The 15,325-nt window shown below is 68.6% G+C and carries 20 protein-coding genes and 1 pseudogene; 12 read left to right on the top strand and 9 right to left on the bottom strand.

Annotation, left to right across the window (positions count from 1 at the left end; genetic code table 11):
- Together ACIRP7_RS45190 and ACIRP7_RS45185 are read left to right on the top strand one after the other, a co-directional pair.
- A pseudogene (locus ACIRP7_RS45190) lies at positions 1 to 330 on the top strand (SpoIIE family protein phosphatase); the annotation flags it as partial.
- 523 nt (positions 331 to 853) lie between these two features.
- Positions 854 to 1,141, top strand: coding sequence for a hypothetical protein (locus tag ACIRP7_RS45185; RefSeq protein ID WP_403672777.1), 288 nt, complete (start codon positions 854 to 856; stop codon positions 1,139 to 1,141).
- A gap of 30 nt (positions 1,142 to 1,171) precedes the next feature.
- Here the strand turns inward: ACIRP7_RS45185 and ACIRP7_RS45180 are convergent, their stop codons facing one another.
- Positions 1,172 to 1,549 carry an STAS domain-containing protein gene (locus tag ACIRP7_RS45180; RefSeq protein ID WP_403672774.1) on the bottom strand — a complete coding sequence of 126 codons (378 nt, stop codon included), beginning with the start codon at positions 1,547 to 1,549 and terminating at the stop codon, positions 1,172 to 1,174.
- 147 nt (positions 1,550 to 1,696) lie between these two features.
- Between ACIRP7_RS45180 and ACIRP7_RS45175 the strand changes: the two genes are divergently transcribed.
- On the top strand, positions 1,697 to 2,176 hold the full coding sequence (locus ACIRP7_RS45175) for an ATP-binding protein (protein ID WP_403672772.1): 480 nt from the start codon (positions 1,697 to 1,699) through the stop codon (positions 2,174 to 2,176).
- 20 nt (positions 2,177 to 2,196) lie between these two features.
- Here ACIRP7_RS45175 and ACIRP7_RS45170 read toward each other — a convergent pair whose 3' ends face one another.
- Entirely contained in the window at positions 2,197 to 2,481 is a 285-nt protein-coding gene (locus ACIRP7_RS45170; RefSeq protein ID WP_403672770.1) for an ANTAR domain-containing protein, read from the bottom strand.
- A gap of 712 nt (positions 2,482 to 3,193) precedes the next feature.
- Between ACIRP7_RS45170 and ACIRP7_RS45165 the strand changes: the two genes are divergently transcribed.
- The 3 genes from ACIRP7_RS45165 to ACIRP7_RS45155 all read left to right on the top strand — a co-directional run bounded on the left by ACIRP7_RS45165 (position 3,194) and on the right by ACIRP7_RS45155 (position 5,262).
- Positions 3,194 to 3,529 carry an STAS domain-containing protein gene (locus ACIRP7_RS45165; RefSeq protein ID WP_403672780.1) on the top strand — a complete coding sequence of 112 codons (336 nt, stop codon included), beginning with the start codon at positions 3,194 to 3,196 and terminating at the stop codon, positions 3,527 to 3,529.
- Entirely contained in the window at positions 3,529 to 4,461 is a 933-nt protein-coding gene (locus tag ACIRP7_RS45160; RefSeq protein ID WP_403672768.1) for an anti-sigma factor RsbA family regulatory protein, read from the top strand. Before ACIRP7_RS45165 ends, ACIRP7_RS45160 begins: the two co-directional genes overlap by 1 nt.
- Positions 4,462 to 4,809: 348 nt before the next feature.
- Entirely contained in the window at positions 4,810 to 5,262 is a 453-nt protein-coding gene (locus ACIRP7_RS45155; RefSeq protein ID WP_403672765.1) for a hypothetical protein, read from the top strand.
- A 528-nt stretch (positions 5,263 to 5,790) separates the two neighbouring features.
- Here the strand turns inward: ACIRP7_RS45155 and ACIRP7_RS45150 are convergent.
- The 5 genes from ACIRP7_RS45150 to ACIRP7_RS45130 all read right to left on the bottom strand — a co-directional run bounded on the left by ACIRP7_RS45150 (position 5,791) and on the right by ACIRP7_RS45130 (position 9,802).
- Positions 5,791 to 7,257, bottom strand: coding sequence for a tyrosine-type recombinase/integrase (locus ACIRP7_RS45150; protein ID WP_403672762.1), 1,467 nt, complete (start codon positions 7,255 to 7,257; stop codon positions 5,791 to 5,793).
- Between the two features lie 297 nt (positions 7,258 to 7,554).
- The gene (locus ACIRP7_RS45145; RefSeq protein ID WP_403672759.1) at positions 7,555 to 7,995 is read right to left on the bottom strand and encodes an SRPBCC family protein; all 441 of its coding nucleotides are present in this window, start codon (positions 7,993 to 7,995) and stop codon (positions 7,555 to 7,557) included.
- Positions 7,996 to 8,103: 108 nt separating this feature from the next.
- Positions 8,104 to 8,715: a WHG domain-containing protein gene (locus ACIRP7_RS45140; protein ID WP_403672756.1), complete on the bottom strand. Its 612-nt coding sequence runs from the start codon at positions 8,713 to 8,715 to the stop codon at positions 8,104 to 8,106.
- Positions 8,708 to 9,544: an alpha/beta fold hydrolase gene (locus ACIRP7_RS45135; RefSeq protein WP_403672753.1), complete on the bottom strand. Its 837-nt coding sequence runs from the start codon at positions 9,542 to 9,544 to the stop codon at positions 8,708 to 8,710. The genes ACIRP7_RS45140 and ACIRP7_RS45135 overlap by 8 nt, the downstream gene beginning before the upstream one ends.
- A gap of 45 nt (positions 9,545 to 9,589) precedes the next feature.
- On the bottom strand, positions 9,590 to 9,802 hold the full coding sequence (locus tag ACIRP7_RS45130; protein ID WP_403672751.1) for a hypothetical protein: 213 nt from the start codon (positions 9,800 to 9,802) through the stop codon (positions 9,590 to 9,592).
- A 198-nt stretch (positions 9,803 to 10,000) separates the two neighbouring features.
- On the opposite strand from ACIRP7_RS45130, the gene ACIRP7_RS45125 reads away from it, so the two are divergent.
- The 5 genes from ACIRP7_RS45125 to ACIRP7_RS45105 all read left to right on the top strand — a co-directional run bounded on the left by ACIRP7_RS45125 (position 10,001) and on the right by ACIRP7_RS45105 (position 14,142).
- Positions 10,001 to 10,522, top strand: coding sequence for a SigE family RNA polymerase sigma factor (locus ACIRP7_RS45125; RefSeq protein ID WP_403672748.1), 522 nt, complete (start codon positions 10,001 to 10,003; stop codon positions 10,520 to 10,522).
- A complete protein-coding gene (locus ACIRP7_RS45120; RefSeq protein WP_403672746.1) occupies positions 10,519 to 11,022 on the top strand; it encodes a hypothetical protein in 504 nt (167 codons plus the stop codon). Before ACIRP7_RS45125 ends, ACIRP7_RS45120 begins: the two co-directional genes overlap by 4 nt.
- Before the next feature lie 866 nt (positions 11,023 to 11,888).
- Positions 11,889 to 12,395, top strand: a complete 507-nt coding sequence (locus ACIRP7_RS45115) for a hypothetical protein (RefSeq protein ID WP_403672743.1) — start codon at positions 11,889 to 11,891, stop codon at positions 12,393 to 12,395.
- A gap of 127 nt (positions 12,396 to 12,522) precedes the next feature.
- The gene (locus ACIRP7_RS45110; protein WP_403672741.1) at positions 12,523 to 13,035 is read left to right on the top strand and encodes a hypothetical protein; all 513 of its coding nucleotides are present in this window, start codon (positions 12,523 to 12,525) and stop codon (positions 13,033 to 13,035) included.
- A 276-nt stretch (positions 13,036 to 13,311) separates the two neighbouring features.
- Complete coding sequence (locus tag ACIRP7_RS45105; protein ID WP_403672738.1) at positions 13,312 to 14,142, top strand: hypothetical protein; 831 nt, start codon at positions 13,312 to 13,314, stop codon at positions 14,140 to 14,142.
- Here the strand turns inward: ACIRP7_RS45105 and ACIRP7_RS45100 are convergent.
- Positions 14,139 to 14,264: a hypothetical protein gene (locus tag ACIRP7_RS45100; RefSeq protein ID WP_403672735.1), complete on the bottom strand. Its 126-nt coding sequence runs from the start codon at positions 14,262 to 14,264 to the stop codon at positions 14,139 to 14,141. The genes ACIRP7_RS45105 and ACIRP7_RS45100 overlap by 4 nt on opposite strands.
- Before the next feature lie 319 nt (positions 14,265 to 14,583).
- Positions 14,584 to 14,715 carry a hypothetical protein gene (locus tag ACIRP7_RS45095; protein ID WP_403672732.1) on the bottom strand — a complete coding sequence of 44 codons (132 nt, stop codon included), beginning with the start codon at positions 14,713 to 14,715 and terminating at the stop codon, positions 14,584 to 14,586.
- Positions 14,716 to 14,872: 157 nt separating this feature from the next.
- Here ACIRP7_RS45095 and ACIRP7_RS45090 point away from each other — a divergent pair, with 157 nt between their 5' ends.
- Positions 14,873 to 15,274 carry a hypothetical protein gene (locus ACIRP7_RS45090; RefSeq protein ID WP_403672729.1) on the top strand — a complete coding sequence of 134 codons (402 nt, stop codon included), beginning with the start codon at positions 14,873 to 14,875 and terminating at the stop codon, positions 15,272 to 15,274.
- Positions 15,275 to 15,325 lie beyond the last annotated feature (51 nt).

The raw sequence follows: 15,325 nt of genomic DNA, 5'->3' as shown, positions 1-15,325 counted from the left end.
TCGGGTTGTCCGCACTCACCACGTCCCATCCCTACCGCGTTCAAGAGATCGATCTGAGGCCCGGTGACCGTCTGCTCATGCTCACCGACGGCATGGCTCGAACGTCATGGGGAGAAGGTCGACCTGCCCGCCCTGTTGGAGCGCACCCGGGACCTGCATCCGCGGGAGGTCGCGCTGACGCTGACGTCCGCAGTCCGGGACGCCGCCGACGGCCGGCTCGAGGACGACGCCACCGTGATGTGCCTGGACTGGCACGGCCCCCAGGAGACCCAGCGGCACGTCAGCTCCGGTGCGGACACTCAGCAAGCATCAGCCGGTCGCACGAGGTAGCCGTGACTACGCGCTTTCCTGGACGGAGTCAGACGGCCAGTGAGGAGCTCTCGCGTCTTGCTTTGCCCCTGGATACGCCCGGTCGCGACAGGCGGCTCCGGGGACTGCCCGATGAGACATCATCAGGTGTCTGGAGAACCGTCCCACTTCGGCTCGCCGGCCCAGCCCGGCTGCAGAGCGGGATCAGGCACGGGGGTCGCCAGCATCGGCTCCGGCAGCGTCCACGTCACGCACCATGCCTTCCACCCGGGCCATCGGCCGCCCGGGTGACTGATGACCGGACCGGTCTTGTCGGGCCCGTGGACGGGCGCGAGGGGAATCCCCGACCATGCTGCCCCTTAACGATTTGCCGGGCAAGGTTGAGCAGGCCCGGCGAGCGTGCCGCTGGCCGCCTGAGTGGCGACCGCACCCTCACACGGCGATGGCATGTGAGGGTTTCTTAGCCCAGCGGTGACGTTGACGATGCGATACCGGGGCACATGAATCCGGCACGGTCCATGCGGGTGTCCGGCAGGAGGAGCCAGTGGCCGGTCATGAGGTCTATGCCGCCAGCGCATTGTCGGTGGTGGCCGCGATACTGCTCGCGCGATGGTGCCTGGCGGGCAGGCCGCGCACTGTTGCGGTATCCCGTTGGAGGGCGCTGAGGGAGGTCCGGCGCGCGGACTCCACCGCGGCTCAGGCTGAGCAACGTCTGCCGATGGACGCGCCATGTGCTCAGCGTGCGGTGCAGGAGGCTGAAGACCTGGTGCGCGGCTACTGTCGCCGGCTCAGTCCCCTCTACCTGTCCAAGCGCGAGCACCATCAGCACTGAGCCGATCGGTCAGCGTAGGGCCTGGATCGGTCAGTCGCTGAGTGCTTGGTGGAAGGTTTCGCGGCAGTCGATGACGGCGTCGACGCCGACGATCTGCAGGAGGCGCATCACGGCTTCGGTGGGTGCGGCCAGACGTATCCAGCCGCCGGCCGCGGTGAGGGTGCGGTGGGCGGCGATGAGGATGTTGATGCCGGTGGAGTCCATGAAGGTGACCCGGCTCAGATCGACCACGATGCGGGGGCGGGGAGTCCCGGAGGCGTCCAGGGCCTGGCGGAGCGCCTGGCCGGTGTCGAGGTCGATCTCTCCCGCCAGGGTGAGTACACGGATGCCGTCGGTGGCGGCGGAAACGACCGACAGCCGGGCCGGCTGCGCGGCTTGTCCGGTGTCCGCCATCTCGCTCTCGGCCATGTGGGTGATACTGGCACACCAGGACCTTCACCTGCAGTGCTGCCCTGCACAGAGCGGGTAATGCCCTCCCACCGAGGGCGTAAAGCGTGTACCACGCATGCGCGGGTACGCGCGGGGGTGTGAACGGGGTAGGAGAAGCGAGCCGCGATGGAACCCGTCCCGGTGGGTGAGGACAGCGCGGTACCGGATGAGCAGGCCCTGCAGACCACGGTGGCCCTGGAAGGCGACGGTACGTCCATCGCCCGTGCCCGCCACCTCGCCGTCGGCTTCCTCACTCGTGTGCAGGCCGAGTACGGCCTGCCGGTCTCGCAGCGTGCCATGGACCTCACCCAGCTGGTGGTCAGCGAACTGGTCACCAACGCCCTCAAGTACGCGCCGGGCCCGGTGCTGATGGACCTGCGCATCGTCAGCGACGCGGTCGAGGTGGTGGTGTGGGACGGCGATCCGGTGCTGCCGGTGGCGAGGGCCGCCGACGCGGGACGGGTGGGCCAGCACGGTCTGGAGATCGTCATGGCCGTCGCCCAGGGCTTCGAAGCGCAGCGGGAGCCGGTCGGCAAGCGCATCACCGCCCGCATCGCCCTCCTGGACGACCCTGGCGGCGCTATCACCGGACGCCCGCCCCTGTAGACGACGCGGGCCGCCCCCAGTCAGACAGGGCGTGAGGCGGCGTGGCGGGCCAGCGCTGCGTGCAGTTCCCCGAGAAGGACATCGGGCAGCGCCGCGCCCTGGCCGTGTTTGAGGACCTGTTCAGCGACCTGGGTCAGTTTGATGTTGGTGTGCTGGGAGACCTCCCGCAGCACCGTGAAGCCGTCGCACGGGGGTATCTGTCCTAGGACGGTCAGGACGCCGATGGCCTGGTCGATGACGGTGTGCGAGGCGAGGGCCTGCTGCAGTTGCCGGTTCTGCGCCCGCAACCGTTCCAGCTCTTCCACCAGCTCATCGGCCGACGCCGATGTGGACTGCGGACGGGGATGGACGGATGAGGCCAAGGCAATCACCGAGAAAGACAGCGGACAGGGGCACTCTCACACGCCTGCCCCGGTTCCCTGTCAGCATCCATCCGATTCCAGCGCGTCACTACGCGTGAGTCCCCCGGCAGTTGCTTTCCGGAGGACACCCGCGGGGGGCTTGCTTCCCAACCCCACTGGGGACGAGTCACCAGCTACTTGCAGGGCATTCCCACGCAGACACCTTGGGAGTGCGTACATAGCTCTACGCGGGCACATGCGGGCGGCGCTGGGATGAGTGGCTTTGTCGCTGAGAGACTCAGCGATACCGCTCCCCGGTGAGACCAGGCGGTGTCCTCACTGACCGACAAGCGGTGTCACTACTCACGCACACAGCCAGATGAGTGACTGCGGCATCGATGCCCGTGCAGCCGCGCGGCCTTCCAGCCTCGAACCCGAACCGCGCCAAGTTGCGTCTGACTGTTGCGCGACTGGGGCGAGAGGGGACCCTGCCCCTTTGCGATCCCCGAGCACTATCCGAAACCTCGATCATGCTCGCTCCCACTTACAGAACCTATAGGCGTGTCTGCGGCCTGGATACACTGCCCCGTCGGCGGGAGCTTTTCCTCTGCCCGTGCCGGGACGGTCGGCAGGCGGCCTGATGTGAAGGAGTCCGAGCGTGGATGCCCCACATGCGGTGGGCGGGCCCGCCCCGGTAGCGCCCGGGAGGGCCGCGTTGGAGGTGAGCCCGTTGCCCGGTCGTTCCGGGATACGTGCCCGCGGTGAGATCAGCGTCCTCACTCGCCCGTCGTGGGAGCAGGCCCTGTCCGAGCTGGCCCGGCGGCACGCGGGCGTGTCGTACGTGGAGCTGTCGGATGTGGCGTTCGTCGACGTGGCCGGGGTGACCGCGCTGGCTATCACCGCCATGAACCTGCCCGACGGGAGGGTTGTGGTCGAGAATCCCCCGCCGCAGCTGCCGCGGGTTCTGGAGATGTTCTGGCCGGGCCTGGACCGGATCGAGGTGGCTCTGTGATGAGCACGGTGACCACCCACGAGGCGTTCGTGCACCCTGCCCTCTTCTACCGCACCGAGCAGGAGTACACGCAGCAGACGGTGACCTTCCTACGCGAGGGCCTGACCAACGGCGAGCCGATGGCCGTGGCGGTGCCCGGCCCCAACCTGGAACTGATCAAAGCAGGTCTGGGCGGGGACGCCGAAAGCATCCTGTTCCTGGACATGACCGAGGCCGGCCGCAACCCGGGGCGGATCATCCCCAAGGTGCTGCGCGGATTCGCCGACGCCCACCCGAAGGACCGGGTGCGGATCATCGGCGAGCCGATCTGGACCGGACGCAGCGCGGTGGAGTACCCGGCGTGCGCTCAGCACGAGGCCCTGATCAACGCCGCGTTCGAGGGCAGGGCGGTGACGATCCTGTGCCCCTACGACGAGGAGAGGCTGGATCCGCAGGTGATCGCCGATGCACGGGTGACCCACCCGACCCTCATCAGCGGGGACGGACGTGAGTCGGTCAGCGACGTCTACGACTGGCAGGCGGTCGTCGATCGCTACAACCAGGCGCTCGTGCCTGCACCGGACGCCGCGGCCTTCTCCTACGGTGGTGAGGACCTTCCGGCGGTCCGCCAGTTCGCTCTCGCTCAGGCGATGCGCTTGGGCATGGCCGGGGACCGGCTGATGGATATGGAGCTGGCAGTCGCGGAGCTGACGACCAACAGCGTCGTCCACGGCGGAGGCGCCGGGACACTCGCGGTCTGGGCGGAGCACGGGCAGCTGGTGTGTGAGGTCCGCGACGCGGGCCGGCTGGCCGATCCGCTGGCCGGCCGCCGCCCCCCAGAGCGCGACCAGTTGGGCGGCCGGGGCCTGATGCTGGTCCACTACGTGGCCGACCTGGTGCGCGTGCACACCGGCGACGACGGCACGACCGTGCGCTTCTACCTCAGCCTGTGACAACGCGCGGGCGGCCACCCGGACAGATGGCCGCCCGCCCAGCCCGGCTGCACGGCGTGGGTACGGGAATGCTCAGCATGGGCTCCGGCAGCGGGTAAAGGACCGGGGACCTCGCCCGTTCGAGGGAATTCGGCGGCTTGTGGCTTCGGCCGGTGCGCTCACGCCGGTTAGCATCCTGCCCGGCTAGCGCGTACTGCCGATCACCGCCTGCTTCCGGAGCCACGCCGCCGGACGCGGGGGTCAAGGTCCTGCGGGGCCCGCTCCTTCCCGTTCTGCGTTCCGTCGTGTCCACGGCAGTCGTACGAGCTGGTGTCGGGGGCGTGGCCCGGCCCGGCCAAGGAGTACGTCATGCCGAAGAACCAGTCCACCGCCGCGCAGTCCGCACGCAGGGCGAGCCGGAGCGGGGCCAAGTACACCGAGGCTCTACGCCGCGCGGCGACCGGCGATGCGCCGCCCGCACCTCATGTCCTGCGGTTCCTGGCTGAGCGCTCGGGCAACCTCTACCACCTGGTCGGCGGGATCGCGGCGACCTGGGCACACAGCGGACAGCGGGTCCTGCTCCTCGAGGAAGCCGAGGACTACTGGCGCTGGAGCATGAGCGGCGTGGGGCGTAGCCGGAGTCGCCGCAAGAAGGAGACTGAGCCGGCCACGCCGCCGGAGCCAATGACCAGCACGCTGTGGGCCTCGCCGGACGGCCCCGGCCTCCTGGCACGCCACACCTGCATGTGGGAGACCCGCCACCCCGCGCAGGAGAACAACCGCGGCTTCCCCCACACCGACCGCAGCCCGCTCGCAGCCTGAACGATCTTCTTCCTGTCGGCCCGGGAGAACTCGTCCAGCTCGCTGGTCTCTCCCCGGCGTACTCCCAGGGCGCCTTCAAGCCACCGTGCAAGTGTCCGGCCACCGCACGCTCGGCGTGCAGCGAGCGCCGTCCGATCAAGGTCCGCAGCCGGCCCGCATGCCAGGCCCGGACTGCGAGAGCCAGGCCGGTGCCGAGAGGGCAGCAGGCGCACCCATTCCGTCACCGCGTGATGCAGGTCCGGATCCGTGGCCGCCAGACTCGCCCGGTGCGGCCGGGGGACGGTGGCATCGACGTGGGTGCAGAACGCCTCGACCGTCTGCCGGTAGTGCGTTGCCGAGGTCGGACCGTAACCGGCGTCCTCCACCAACTCCACCCACTCGTCCGCGAGTTCCCCGGCCAGCCTGGTGCAGCAGAAGCGTGCCGGATCGAACGTCACGGTCCGGGTCCGACCCTGACCATCGATGGTCGACACCTGGCGAAGGCCGACCCGGGCCGGCGCCGCGGGGCGAGGAACCGGAGGAGGAAAATCACGGGTGTAGTGGCCGCGGCGGGGCATGACCGGCGTCCTCCAGCTCCATCAGGCTGCGGGCGATCGTGACGTAGGAGGCGCCACCCGCAGCCGTCCACGCGCGGAACGCGTCACCCACCTCCCGCATCGGGTCCTTCAGGTAGCGGATGTAGCGGTAGGTGGTCGACGTGTGCGCATGCCCGAGGCGGCGCTGGACCACCAGCAGCGGATTGCCGCTCATGTGGTCCAGCAGCGTGGACATCGGCAGACCCTGGGCCTTGGCGTCGTTGAGGGCCTCGCGCGTCAGGAAGACCAAAAGCCGCAGGGCGAAGGTGTGCCGAAGGTCGTGATAAACCCAGCACCGCCTGGGCAGCACCGGCGCCTGCCAGTGGCCGGCCCATGCCTGGAGCCGGTCCCAGGCCCGCCAGCGGATCTTGTCCCAGGCCCAGAGTGTGAGCATCTTGCCGCTCTGGCCGATGAACAGCGCGAGCGGCTCCAGTCCGTCACCGGATTCCAGCACCGCCACACGCCGCAGGTCCGGCTTCATGTTCTTGACCGTCCGCGTGATCGTGAGCCCGTCGAGCATCCCGCGGACCCTGGTGCCGTCAGCCTCCAGGCACTGGACCACGAACAGTTCCCGGTGACGCCGTCGAAGCGAACGCTGGGCCTTCGCCACGATCTCCGGACGCTCCAGCAGCAGGTAGGGAGCGAGCAGTTCCATCGCGTCCGGTGCGACATAGACCGAACGCGGCCGGCCGAACTTGGCGCAGGCTTTCAGGTCAACGTCCGCGAACGCCGGCTGCCGGCCGTCCAGCAGTCCGAGCTCAGGCAGCAGCAGGGTCGACCACTCCTGGATCCGCATCCCCGTCATCAGCGCCAGTTCACAGGCGGCCCGATTCCGGTGCGGCCGCCAGCCCCGGAAGGACTCATCCAGTCCGGCGTCCGCAGCCAGTCCTCCAAAACCCACGTCCCGCAGGTAGAGGTACTGCTCAAGCCCCATGTGCCGCACCCGTAGATCAGGGCGGATTCTGCTGGCGAGGCTGGAACGTTGCGGTGTGGCCCGCCACGGCTGCCGGGCGACGGCACCGATCCGGACCAGATACACATACAGCGACTCGATCGCGGCCCAGTCCCGGTCCCAGGCGGCGTCATCGACGACCTCCTCGGCCTCGTCCTGCCGCCACAGACGAAACTCCCGAAGATCCCCCTCCGTGGCCGACTGTAGATCCGCCTGCCGGGCCAGCAGGAAGTGCAGCAGCATCAGTACGGAGTACGCGTACGACCGCATCGTCTTGGCGGCTTTGCGTTCCAGCGCCAGCGACCGGAACCACGACGACATCGGCTCGACCGGGCGCATCGCCTCATCCAGCAAGATCGGCGTACCCGTAGGCAGGAGCCGCCGCGAGAACAGAGCTGACAGCTCCGCCTGATTCAAGCCAGCGACCTGGCCGACCTTCCAGACCTTCCGCTGGTCGGTGAAGAACAACTGCATGTGACCCCACAAGCATGCGTCATCACTCCGGCATCGTGCAGTCTTCCGGTGCCGCTCGCAGACGCGCGGGGAGATACAGCGATGTCACTCAGATGAGACAACTTCAAGTGTCCAGAGAACCCGCAGAACCCCTGCCGGCTGGACGTTGAGGCGCCGACCGTTCAGCCGGTTGAGGCAGCAGGCGTTCGTGCGGCCTGCGCGTGGGGGTGTGGTGACTTGGCGGTCTTCTTCCACGTGAAGGGCATCGTGGCGGCCATCCCGATTCCCGCTACCGCCCCGGCCACCGGCACGTCATGCACCCGGCCTGCGCTCGGTGCGGCCTTCGACCCGCTGTTTGAGGCCGGCGTTGAACGTGGCGTACCCGTCTTTTTTGGGTGTTCTGAGGAAGGGCCGGATCAGGGTGACCAGGGCGCCGGAGAATTCCTCGTGGTTGGTCAGGCGGGTGGTGCCGTCGTGGTTGGGGGAAAGGACGAAGGAGTGCTGGCCGTGGAACAGCTGCTTGGTGCCGAGCGTGCCGACCCACCGCAGTTCCTGGCCAGGCGTCGCTACGGTGACCGTCGGCCTGAAGGTCATGCCCGGCATGCGCATCGTGAGCCGGCTTCCCACGTGAGCGGTTCCCTCGGCTGCGGAGAAGGTGCTCCACTCGCCGTAGGCGGCGAAGTCGGTGAGGACGTCCCACACCGCTTGCGGGGTGGCGTCGATGTCAATCACGGCGGTGAGAACCGGCTTCATGATGGATTCCACTTCTGGCTGGTGCGGAAGGGACAGGCGGGGGGCGAGCCGGTGGTCCACCGGTGGCCCGATGGGGCCGGGGAACTGCGTGGATCCCAGTCCACAGGGTCAGAGCGGCTCGGCCGTGCGGGAGTGGGCGCTGTGGGTGCTGGTGACCGTGGTCTCCTGCAGGCCGTGGTCGATGAAGTCGATCATCCAGGTGAAGCTGTCGTCGATGTCGGTGGCGAACTGGAACCCGCCGGCTGCTTCCAGGGATGCGTATCCGTGCAGGACGGTGCGCAGCATCCGCAGCGCGTGGATCTGCTGGTCGGGGTCGATCCGGTAGCCGTGGAGCATGGCCGCCCAGGAGTCGACCACCCGGTTGAGGGCGTCGATGAGGGGGTCGTCGGGTCCGGTCGGGCGGGCGGCGTTGGCTGCGGCGTACCGGCCATGGTGGTCCTTGACGAACGTCCGCATCGCCTGTGCGCCGCGGACCAGGGCTTCGGTGCCGGACCGGCCCTGGATGGCGTCCCGGATGGCATCGGCGCACTGGTTCATGGCCAGGATGGCGATCCGGTGGGCAAGCTCGGTCTGGCCGGTGACGTGCTTGTACAGGGAGGGGGTTTTGACTCCGAGCCGTTCGGCGACCAGGCCCATGCCGAGCTGGTCGAATCCGACCTCGTCGACGAGGTCGGCGGCGGCTTCGGTGACCGTTGCGGCGGTGAGTCCGGCCCTAGGCACGGCCGGCCGCCTTGGCCAGGAACGGCAGGGCCAGCGCGAGGACCTGGTCGGGGGTCTGGGCATGCGGGTAGTGGCCGGCGCCGTCGATCACGGCCAGTTCACCGAGGCCGGCGGGCAGGTCGGCGATGATCTTCTCCCCTTCGGCGCGGGGGTCGGCCCAGTCGGGGTCCAGGCTGCCTTCGACGATCAGGATCGGGCAGGTGACGTGGGCGAGCTGGGCGCCGGCGTCGGTGGGCTTGGACTTGCACATGTCCTGCAGGGCCTTCATCCGGCCGGGCTCACTCAGCGTGGCCTCTATGCGGGCCAGTTCGCTGTCCCAGTCGGCGGGCTTGGCCGGGTAGGCCACGTCGAGGTACTTCTTCCAGTCCGCCAGGCGTCCCCGGACGATGAACAGCGCCATCCGCATGTAGCCGGTCCGGAAGCGCTTGACCCGGATGAGCCCGCCCAGGTCGACCGGCTGCGCACGGGTAAACGGAGCCAGCTCGATCACTGCGCTGATCACGTCGGGCGCGGTGGCGGCCGCGATGGTCGCGGCGCCGCCGCTGATCGACTGCCCGATGATCGCGGCCGGGCCGCCGAGGTGACGCACGACGGCGACCAGATCTCCAGCGATGTCGGTGCGACTGTAACCGTCCCAGCCGAGGCTGGACTCACCGCACCCGCGGATGTCGACGTTCGCGACCCGGTAACCGGCGGCCACCAGGCCGGGAACGAGGAAGCGGTAGGAGTGCCGGCTGTCGCCGATGCCGTGCGCCAGCACGATGAGGGGACCTTCCCCGGTCACGTCGAAGGCGATGGTGTTCTTGCCGATTCTCAGGTGCTCGGTCATGTCATCCTCCAAGTAGCTAATGTCGTTAGCCGTAGACTAGCCGCATTAGCTAGAGAGGTCAACGCCACCCAGCCGAACGGCCCGTTGGTGGGTGCCGTCGTCGTTGCACCGGGCGTGGTTGGCGAGTTGGGCGAGGATCTGCTCGGGGCGCAGCCCGGCGCGGGCGGCGATGGCGTATAGCCGGCGATTGGGATCGGCGCACAGCCAGACCTCGGTCCGTCGGTCGTTGCGCGCGTGGTGGCGCTCCTGCTGGACCATCCTGTACGGGGTCGAGACCAGTCAGCGGCAGACCTGGAGCAGGGGCCTCATGCGGGCCGCTGTCCGCTGGACTCATCAATGCCGTCCCTCCCGTTGACGCCGGACGGTATCGACACCTGTGACTCAGGTCTCAGTACGACCGTGCAGCAGATGAGGCAGTGCTCACGTCGAGGAGGGGTGACAGGAAGGGAGGAGCGTATGGAGACGGACTTTCAGGCTTTCGTCGCCGCGAGGTCGACCGCGCTGTTCCGCGGCGCCTTCGTCCTGACGGGCAACCGTGAGGCGGCGGAAGACCTGGTCCAGGAGACCCTGGAGCGGGCCTGCCGCAAATGGCGCACCATCGCCGGGAAAGACGCTCCGGAGGCCTATGTGCGGCGGATCATGGTGAACCTGGCCAATGACCGCTGGCGCAGGTTCCGCCGTCTGGACGTGACCTCGGAAGCCGAGAGCGGCGACAGTGCCGCCCCGGGGGACGAGTTCGGGCAGGTGGACAACCGGGACCAGTTGGTGCGCGCTCTGCAGCAACTGCCCATGCGGATGCGCACGGTCGTGGTGCTGCGGTACTTCCACGACCTCTCCGACACCGAGATCGCAGCCGACCTGGGCATATCGCCCAGCACGGTGCGCTCTCAACTCGCTCGCGGGATCGAAAAGCTCAGAGACCAGATCCCCGCACTCTCCACCCCTTCACCACAGCGGCACCGGGAAGGAATCCGATGACCTCGCACGACGACGCGCGGCCCCCCGGCTGCCCATCTTTCGAAGAGGAACTGATCAACGCCATGAACCGATTCGCGAACTCTGCCCAGGCCCCCGACTTCGACGCGCCCCAGATCCTGCGCCGCACCCGGCGCAGGCGCACCATCGGTATCGCCGCTGTCGCCGCCGCCCTCATTGCCGCGGGCGGGGGCACGGCCCTGGCCACCTCGTCCGCGGACAGCGCCCGCTCGACCCCGGCGGCCACCAGCACGGCCACCAACAGCGACGCCACCACCGTGCTCTACATCACCCCCGACGGCACGACCATTCCGATCGACTTCGCCAACCTGGACCTGACGTTCGCCAAGCAGGCGCTCCTCAAGGCGCAGCTGAAGACCGGCGCCATCACCAAGGGAGTCGTCAAGGGCTGCAAGCCGGGCTCAGTGATCGGCGTGTCCCCGCACGCCCCGAAGACCGTCAAGAGCGGCGCTACGGTCGACCTGACCCTCTGCGCCGGCTGACCGGGACCCCGACACGACGCCCGCCCCTGCGCCAATCAGGGGCGGGCGTCGCGTCAGGATCGCACCGGACGGCCCTCCGCGCCGCCATTTCCGTCGGCAGCACGGGATCAGCGTGCAGAAAGGGGGCGGCCCACGGAGGCGAAGGCACAGATCCGCGTACGACCGCATCGTCTTGGCGGCTTTGCGTTCCAGCGCCAGCGACCGGAACCACGACGACATCGGCTCGACCGGGCGCATCGCCTCATCCAGCAAGATCGGCGTACCCGTAGGCAGGAGCCGCCGCGAGAACAGAGCTGACAGCTCCGCCTGATTCAAGCCAGCGACCTGGCCGACCTTCCAGACCTTCCGCTGGTCGGTGAAGAACAACTGCATGTGACCCCACAAGCATGCGTCATCACTCCGGCATCGTGCAGTCTTCCGGTGCCGCTCGCAGACGCGCGGGGAGATACAGCGATGTCACTCAGATGAGACAACTTCAACTGTCCGGAGAACCGTCCCACTTCGGCTCGCCGGCCCAGCCCGGCTGCAGGTCGGGATCAGGCACTGGGGTGGCCAGCATCGGCTCCGGCGAGTGTCTCCGCGCCCCAGGAGACGGGCTACGCGTTGCCGCAGGCCGGTCCATGCGTCGGTGCCGGCGGCTTGGACGACGGCGGCACCGCCCGCTCCCGCTCCGGCCACGGCCATGAGTGCTTCGGTGAGCATGTACCAATCCTTCGAGTCCGGGAACGCTGACCCTCAGGCTCCGGCGCTGAGGCTTGAGACCAGTGTCCCGGGCACCACTGACAACAGGGCCCTGGTCAGCGGTGCCATCCCAGGTTCACGAGGCCCCGGCCTCAGCCCCCGAGGGCGTGTGCATACTGCTGGCCATGACGTCCCCGCTCGGCACCCGTGTGTACGTGATGACCGTCGCGCTGCTGGTGTGCGTGGTGAGTAGCGGAGCCTGCTTCGGCTTTGTCCTGGACGGCTGGTCGGGGGCCGTGGTGGGCGCGACTACCACCGGCCTGGGCGCGGGATTCGGCATGCTTGCCCGGCCCCGGCCCGCGGTGACTTCCGTCCAGGCCGTCAGCGGCGACGGCTATGCGGAAGGGATCGCCGACACGGTCCTGTTGAGCATCGCGATGTACGAGGCCGCGGTCTTCCCGCTGACCTCTGACGGGGCGAGCGATGAGGAACAGGAGGCCCGCCGCACCGTCGCGTACCGGCTCTCCGCCTATGACGGCCTGCCCCGTTCCGTTCGGGTGTCGGCGGCCGCCGCGTTGGAGGCGCTTGACGACGGCCTGGACGCCGAACGTGCTCGGGCCGCGGTGAAGGATCTGTCACTCGCGGTCTACGACTGCCGCGGCAACCGTCGCCCGGGTTCCGAGCTTCGCTGATCCGGCACAGCCGCTCACATCCGAACAGGGCCGGTCAATCTGCGCCGTGATGACGTTGATGTCTGCGCCGCCGTCCGTGAACGTGCTGGACTGGCGGCGTCCCGTACGCAACTCCAGAGGAGGGGCCATGGGCGAGGTCGCCACGGCCGTGTCCGACGAAGCGTTCGCCGCACTTGCCGAGAACCTGGGCCACATCCTGGAGACCCGCGCGCTGCTGTGCGTCATCGCGCCGGAGGACGTCCAGGGCGAAGCGGTGGTGGAGGCCACCCTCGGCCGCTGCGACGAAGCCGACCCCGTCGTGGTCACGACCGTCGCGCCGGGCAACCTTGCGGCGCTCCTGGACGCGTTCCACGTCGCTCTGCACCTCGGTGCCCGGCCGCGACGGCTGGCCGACGCACAGCGGGCTGTCGAGAACGAACTCGCGCGGCGCTCCTGGCCGGTGGTGGTCGTACGCGATGCCCATCTGCTGCGGACCGAGGCCCTGCAGTACGTCTACGGGGTGTGGAGCCTGTTCCAGGAGCGTGAGCGACGGATGCCCGTCGTCCTGGTGGGGCCCGAGCGGATCCGGTCCGTGCTGCGTCGGCCGTCGCTCGCGAGCCTGGAGAGTTGCGTCTTCATATGGCACCGCCTCATCCCGTGAAGCAATTCAGTAGTCGTCCCGTTCGTAGGGCGGCCCGTACCGTGCCGCTGGAAGACGTGGTGTCGAGTGTCGCCCGGCGCGTCGCGTAGTCTGCCGCGCGCGGTTCGCTACTGTCCCCCTGACAGGCCAGGGACGGCCTGGAGGTGAGCGATCCGCCCGGGCGGCGTCGCAGGAGTCTCAAGGGTGGGATGCCCGGTCCCGCAAGACGCTTTTCTCGGTGTCCGTGCAGGCATTCCTCCACGGCTGCCGCCCGGGAGCAGCCGGAGCAGGAACCTCATGCCGCACACGACCGACAAGCGGATCAGCAAGGAACTCGCGCGCCTTCTGTATCTGGGACGACTCCAGAAGGGCGGCCGCCCCACCCTGGACCCCACCGACCACGGACAACTGGCCTTCCAGGCCCTCCTCTTCGAGTGCCTGATGAGCAACCCTCAGCACCCGCACCCCCTGGAACAGCCGCGAAAGAGCGCGATGGCCAGCATCAGCGGCTACCTGAACGCCATCTGCCACCAGCCTGACCGCCTGGAGATCCACACCAACACGGCCTGCCGTGTCGCCAGCCGCATCATGCCCTTTCTCCACGAAGACCACGGCGTGTGCGGCATCCCCGGCCTCCGGCTGATCGACCTCAGCTGCCGGCGGGTGCGCCTGACCCACCTCCCCACAGAGGCGCGCCTCGACCTTGTGGACGCGCAGCGCTGGCACGATATGGATACCGCCCGCATGGTCTTCCGGCAGGAGACCGGCTGGCATCAAAAGGATGGGCGTTCACCGCTGTGGCGGCACAACGGCCTCACAGACGAAGAAGCCGCGCACCATGCATGCTGGGCCTACACCGCCAGCACCCCGCTGCGCAGCGCACTCCTCATGCGCTCCATGCCACTGTGGTACCGCTTTGACCTCAGTCCTGCCTGGGCCACCGGCCACGCCACACGCCCGGACCGGCTCGTCTTGGACGCCCGCTCCGATGCTGACCACGATCAGGTGGTTGAGCTGCTGACGCGTTCCGCCGCCCGCATCCCAGGAGCCGTCTACCGCGAGAAAACGCCCTGCTCCGGGACCCTTCAGCTCGGCGCCGGCAGCGCGCAGCTGATCAGCAGCGACTAGGACGCCGTGGTGCGCTTCTTCTTCGCCTTCGGCTTGGCCGGTGGCGGTGGTTCTTCTCCGGTGGCGCCGTTGTTCATCCGGGCACTGGCTTTCAGGACTTGGTCGATGATGCGGCGGCGCATCTCGCTCTCGGGATCCTCGCCCAGGTCTTGGGTTAGGCGCTCCGCGGTCAGGTAGTAGCCGGTCAGGACCGGCTGCTCGAAGTAGCGGTTGAGCTGGCTTTACGGAGGCTGGAGCGCACGGTTTCAGGACTGATGCCCAGCTCTTCGGTCATTCTCCGTAGGCGAGTGACCGTCATACTTCCAGGCCATGATCTGCCGCTGGCGGGGAGGGAGATCGGCCAGCAGCCGCAGGAGGTCCTGCTGCTGCTCCCACTCCGCAGCCGCGTCCGGTGAGGAAAGCAGCGGGGAAGGCTCTGGAACGTCCTCACAGAGATCCGCTTCAGCGCGGCTGAGATGCCGGATGAGTTCTCGGGACGCGACCCGCCGGGTCCAGGCAGGCGTCCAGGACGGGCAACAGGGCCGTCAGCAGTGCGGCGGAGGCGAGCAGGGCGGTTCTTCGTACGGAACGCATGGAGCTTCCCCCTTGGCAGCCGTGAGTGAACTGGGGGCGCACGGGGCCGTCAAGACACACGACACCCCTTTCGACCCTGCTCGAATTGATGGCGTTTCGCCCTCGGGTCTGTGAGGTTGGGAGCACTCCACAGGTCACCGACTTCCGGGATGTGCCCATGAAGAAGTCCACTTTGTCCTCACCCCGCGCAAGGCGCCTCGCGGGGGCCCTGGCTTGCGCGTTCGCCCTCGTCGGCACCATGACGAGTGCCGCTGTCGCGCAGCCCGCCGGGAGCAACCAGGCGGCGTCCTCCTGCAACTTTGACGGCGTCGACGGCCACTGGTATTGCAGGAACAGGCCGGGGATCCGCGTGGAGTGGGCCGGGCAGACCGTCGGCTACCTTGGCGGGACCGTCAACTGGTTCACCTGCCGGTACGAGGGTGACCCCACCGGCGGCGGCGGCCCGCACCCCAACCGCTGGATCTACACGCTCGCCGACACGCCTCACTACAGCCACGGTGGCTGGGGTATGTCGTTAACGCTCGGAGGGGGGTTTGTTGGTGTGCCGAGTGCTTGCTGACCTGGGGTGTTGTGGGTTTGCTGAGAGGTCGAGTGGGCGGTTGGGTCGGGG

This window comes from Streptomyces sp. NPDC102270 (genome assembly GCF_044766405.1).
Lineage (GTDB): Bacteria > Actinomycetota > Actinomycetes > Streptomycetales > Streptomycetaceae > Streptomyces.
The sequence above is the reverse complement of the archived record's forward strand: the minus strand, read 5'-3'. Positions and strand labels throughout refer to the sequence as shown.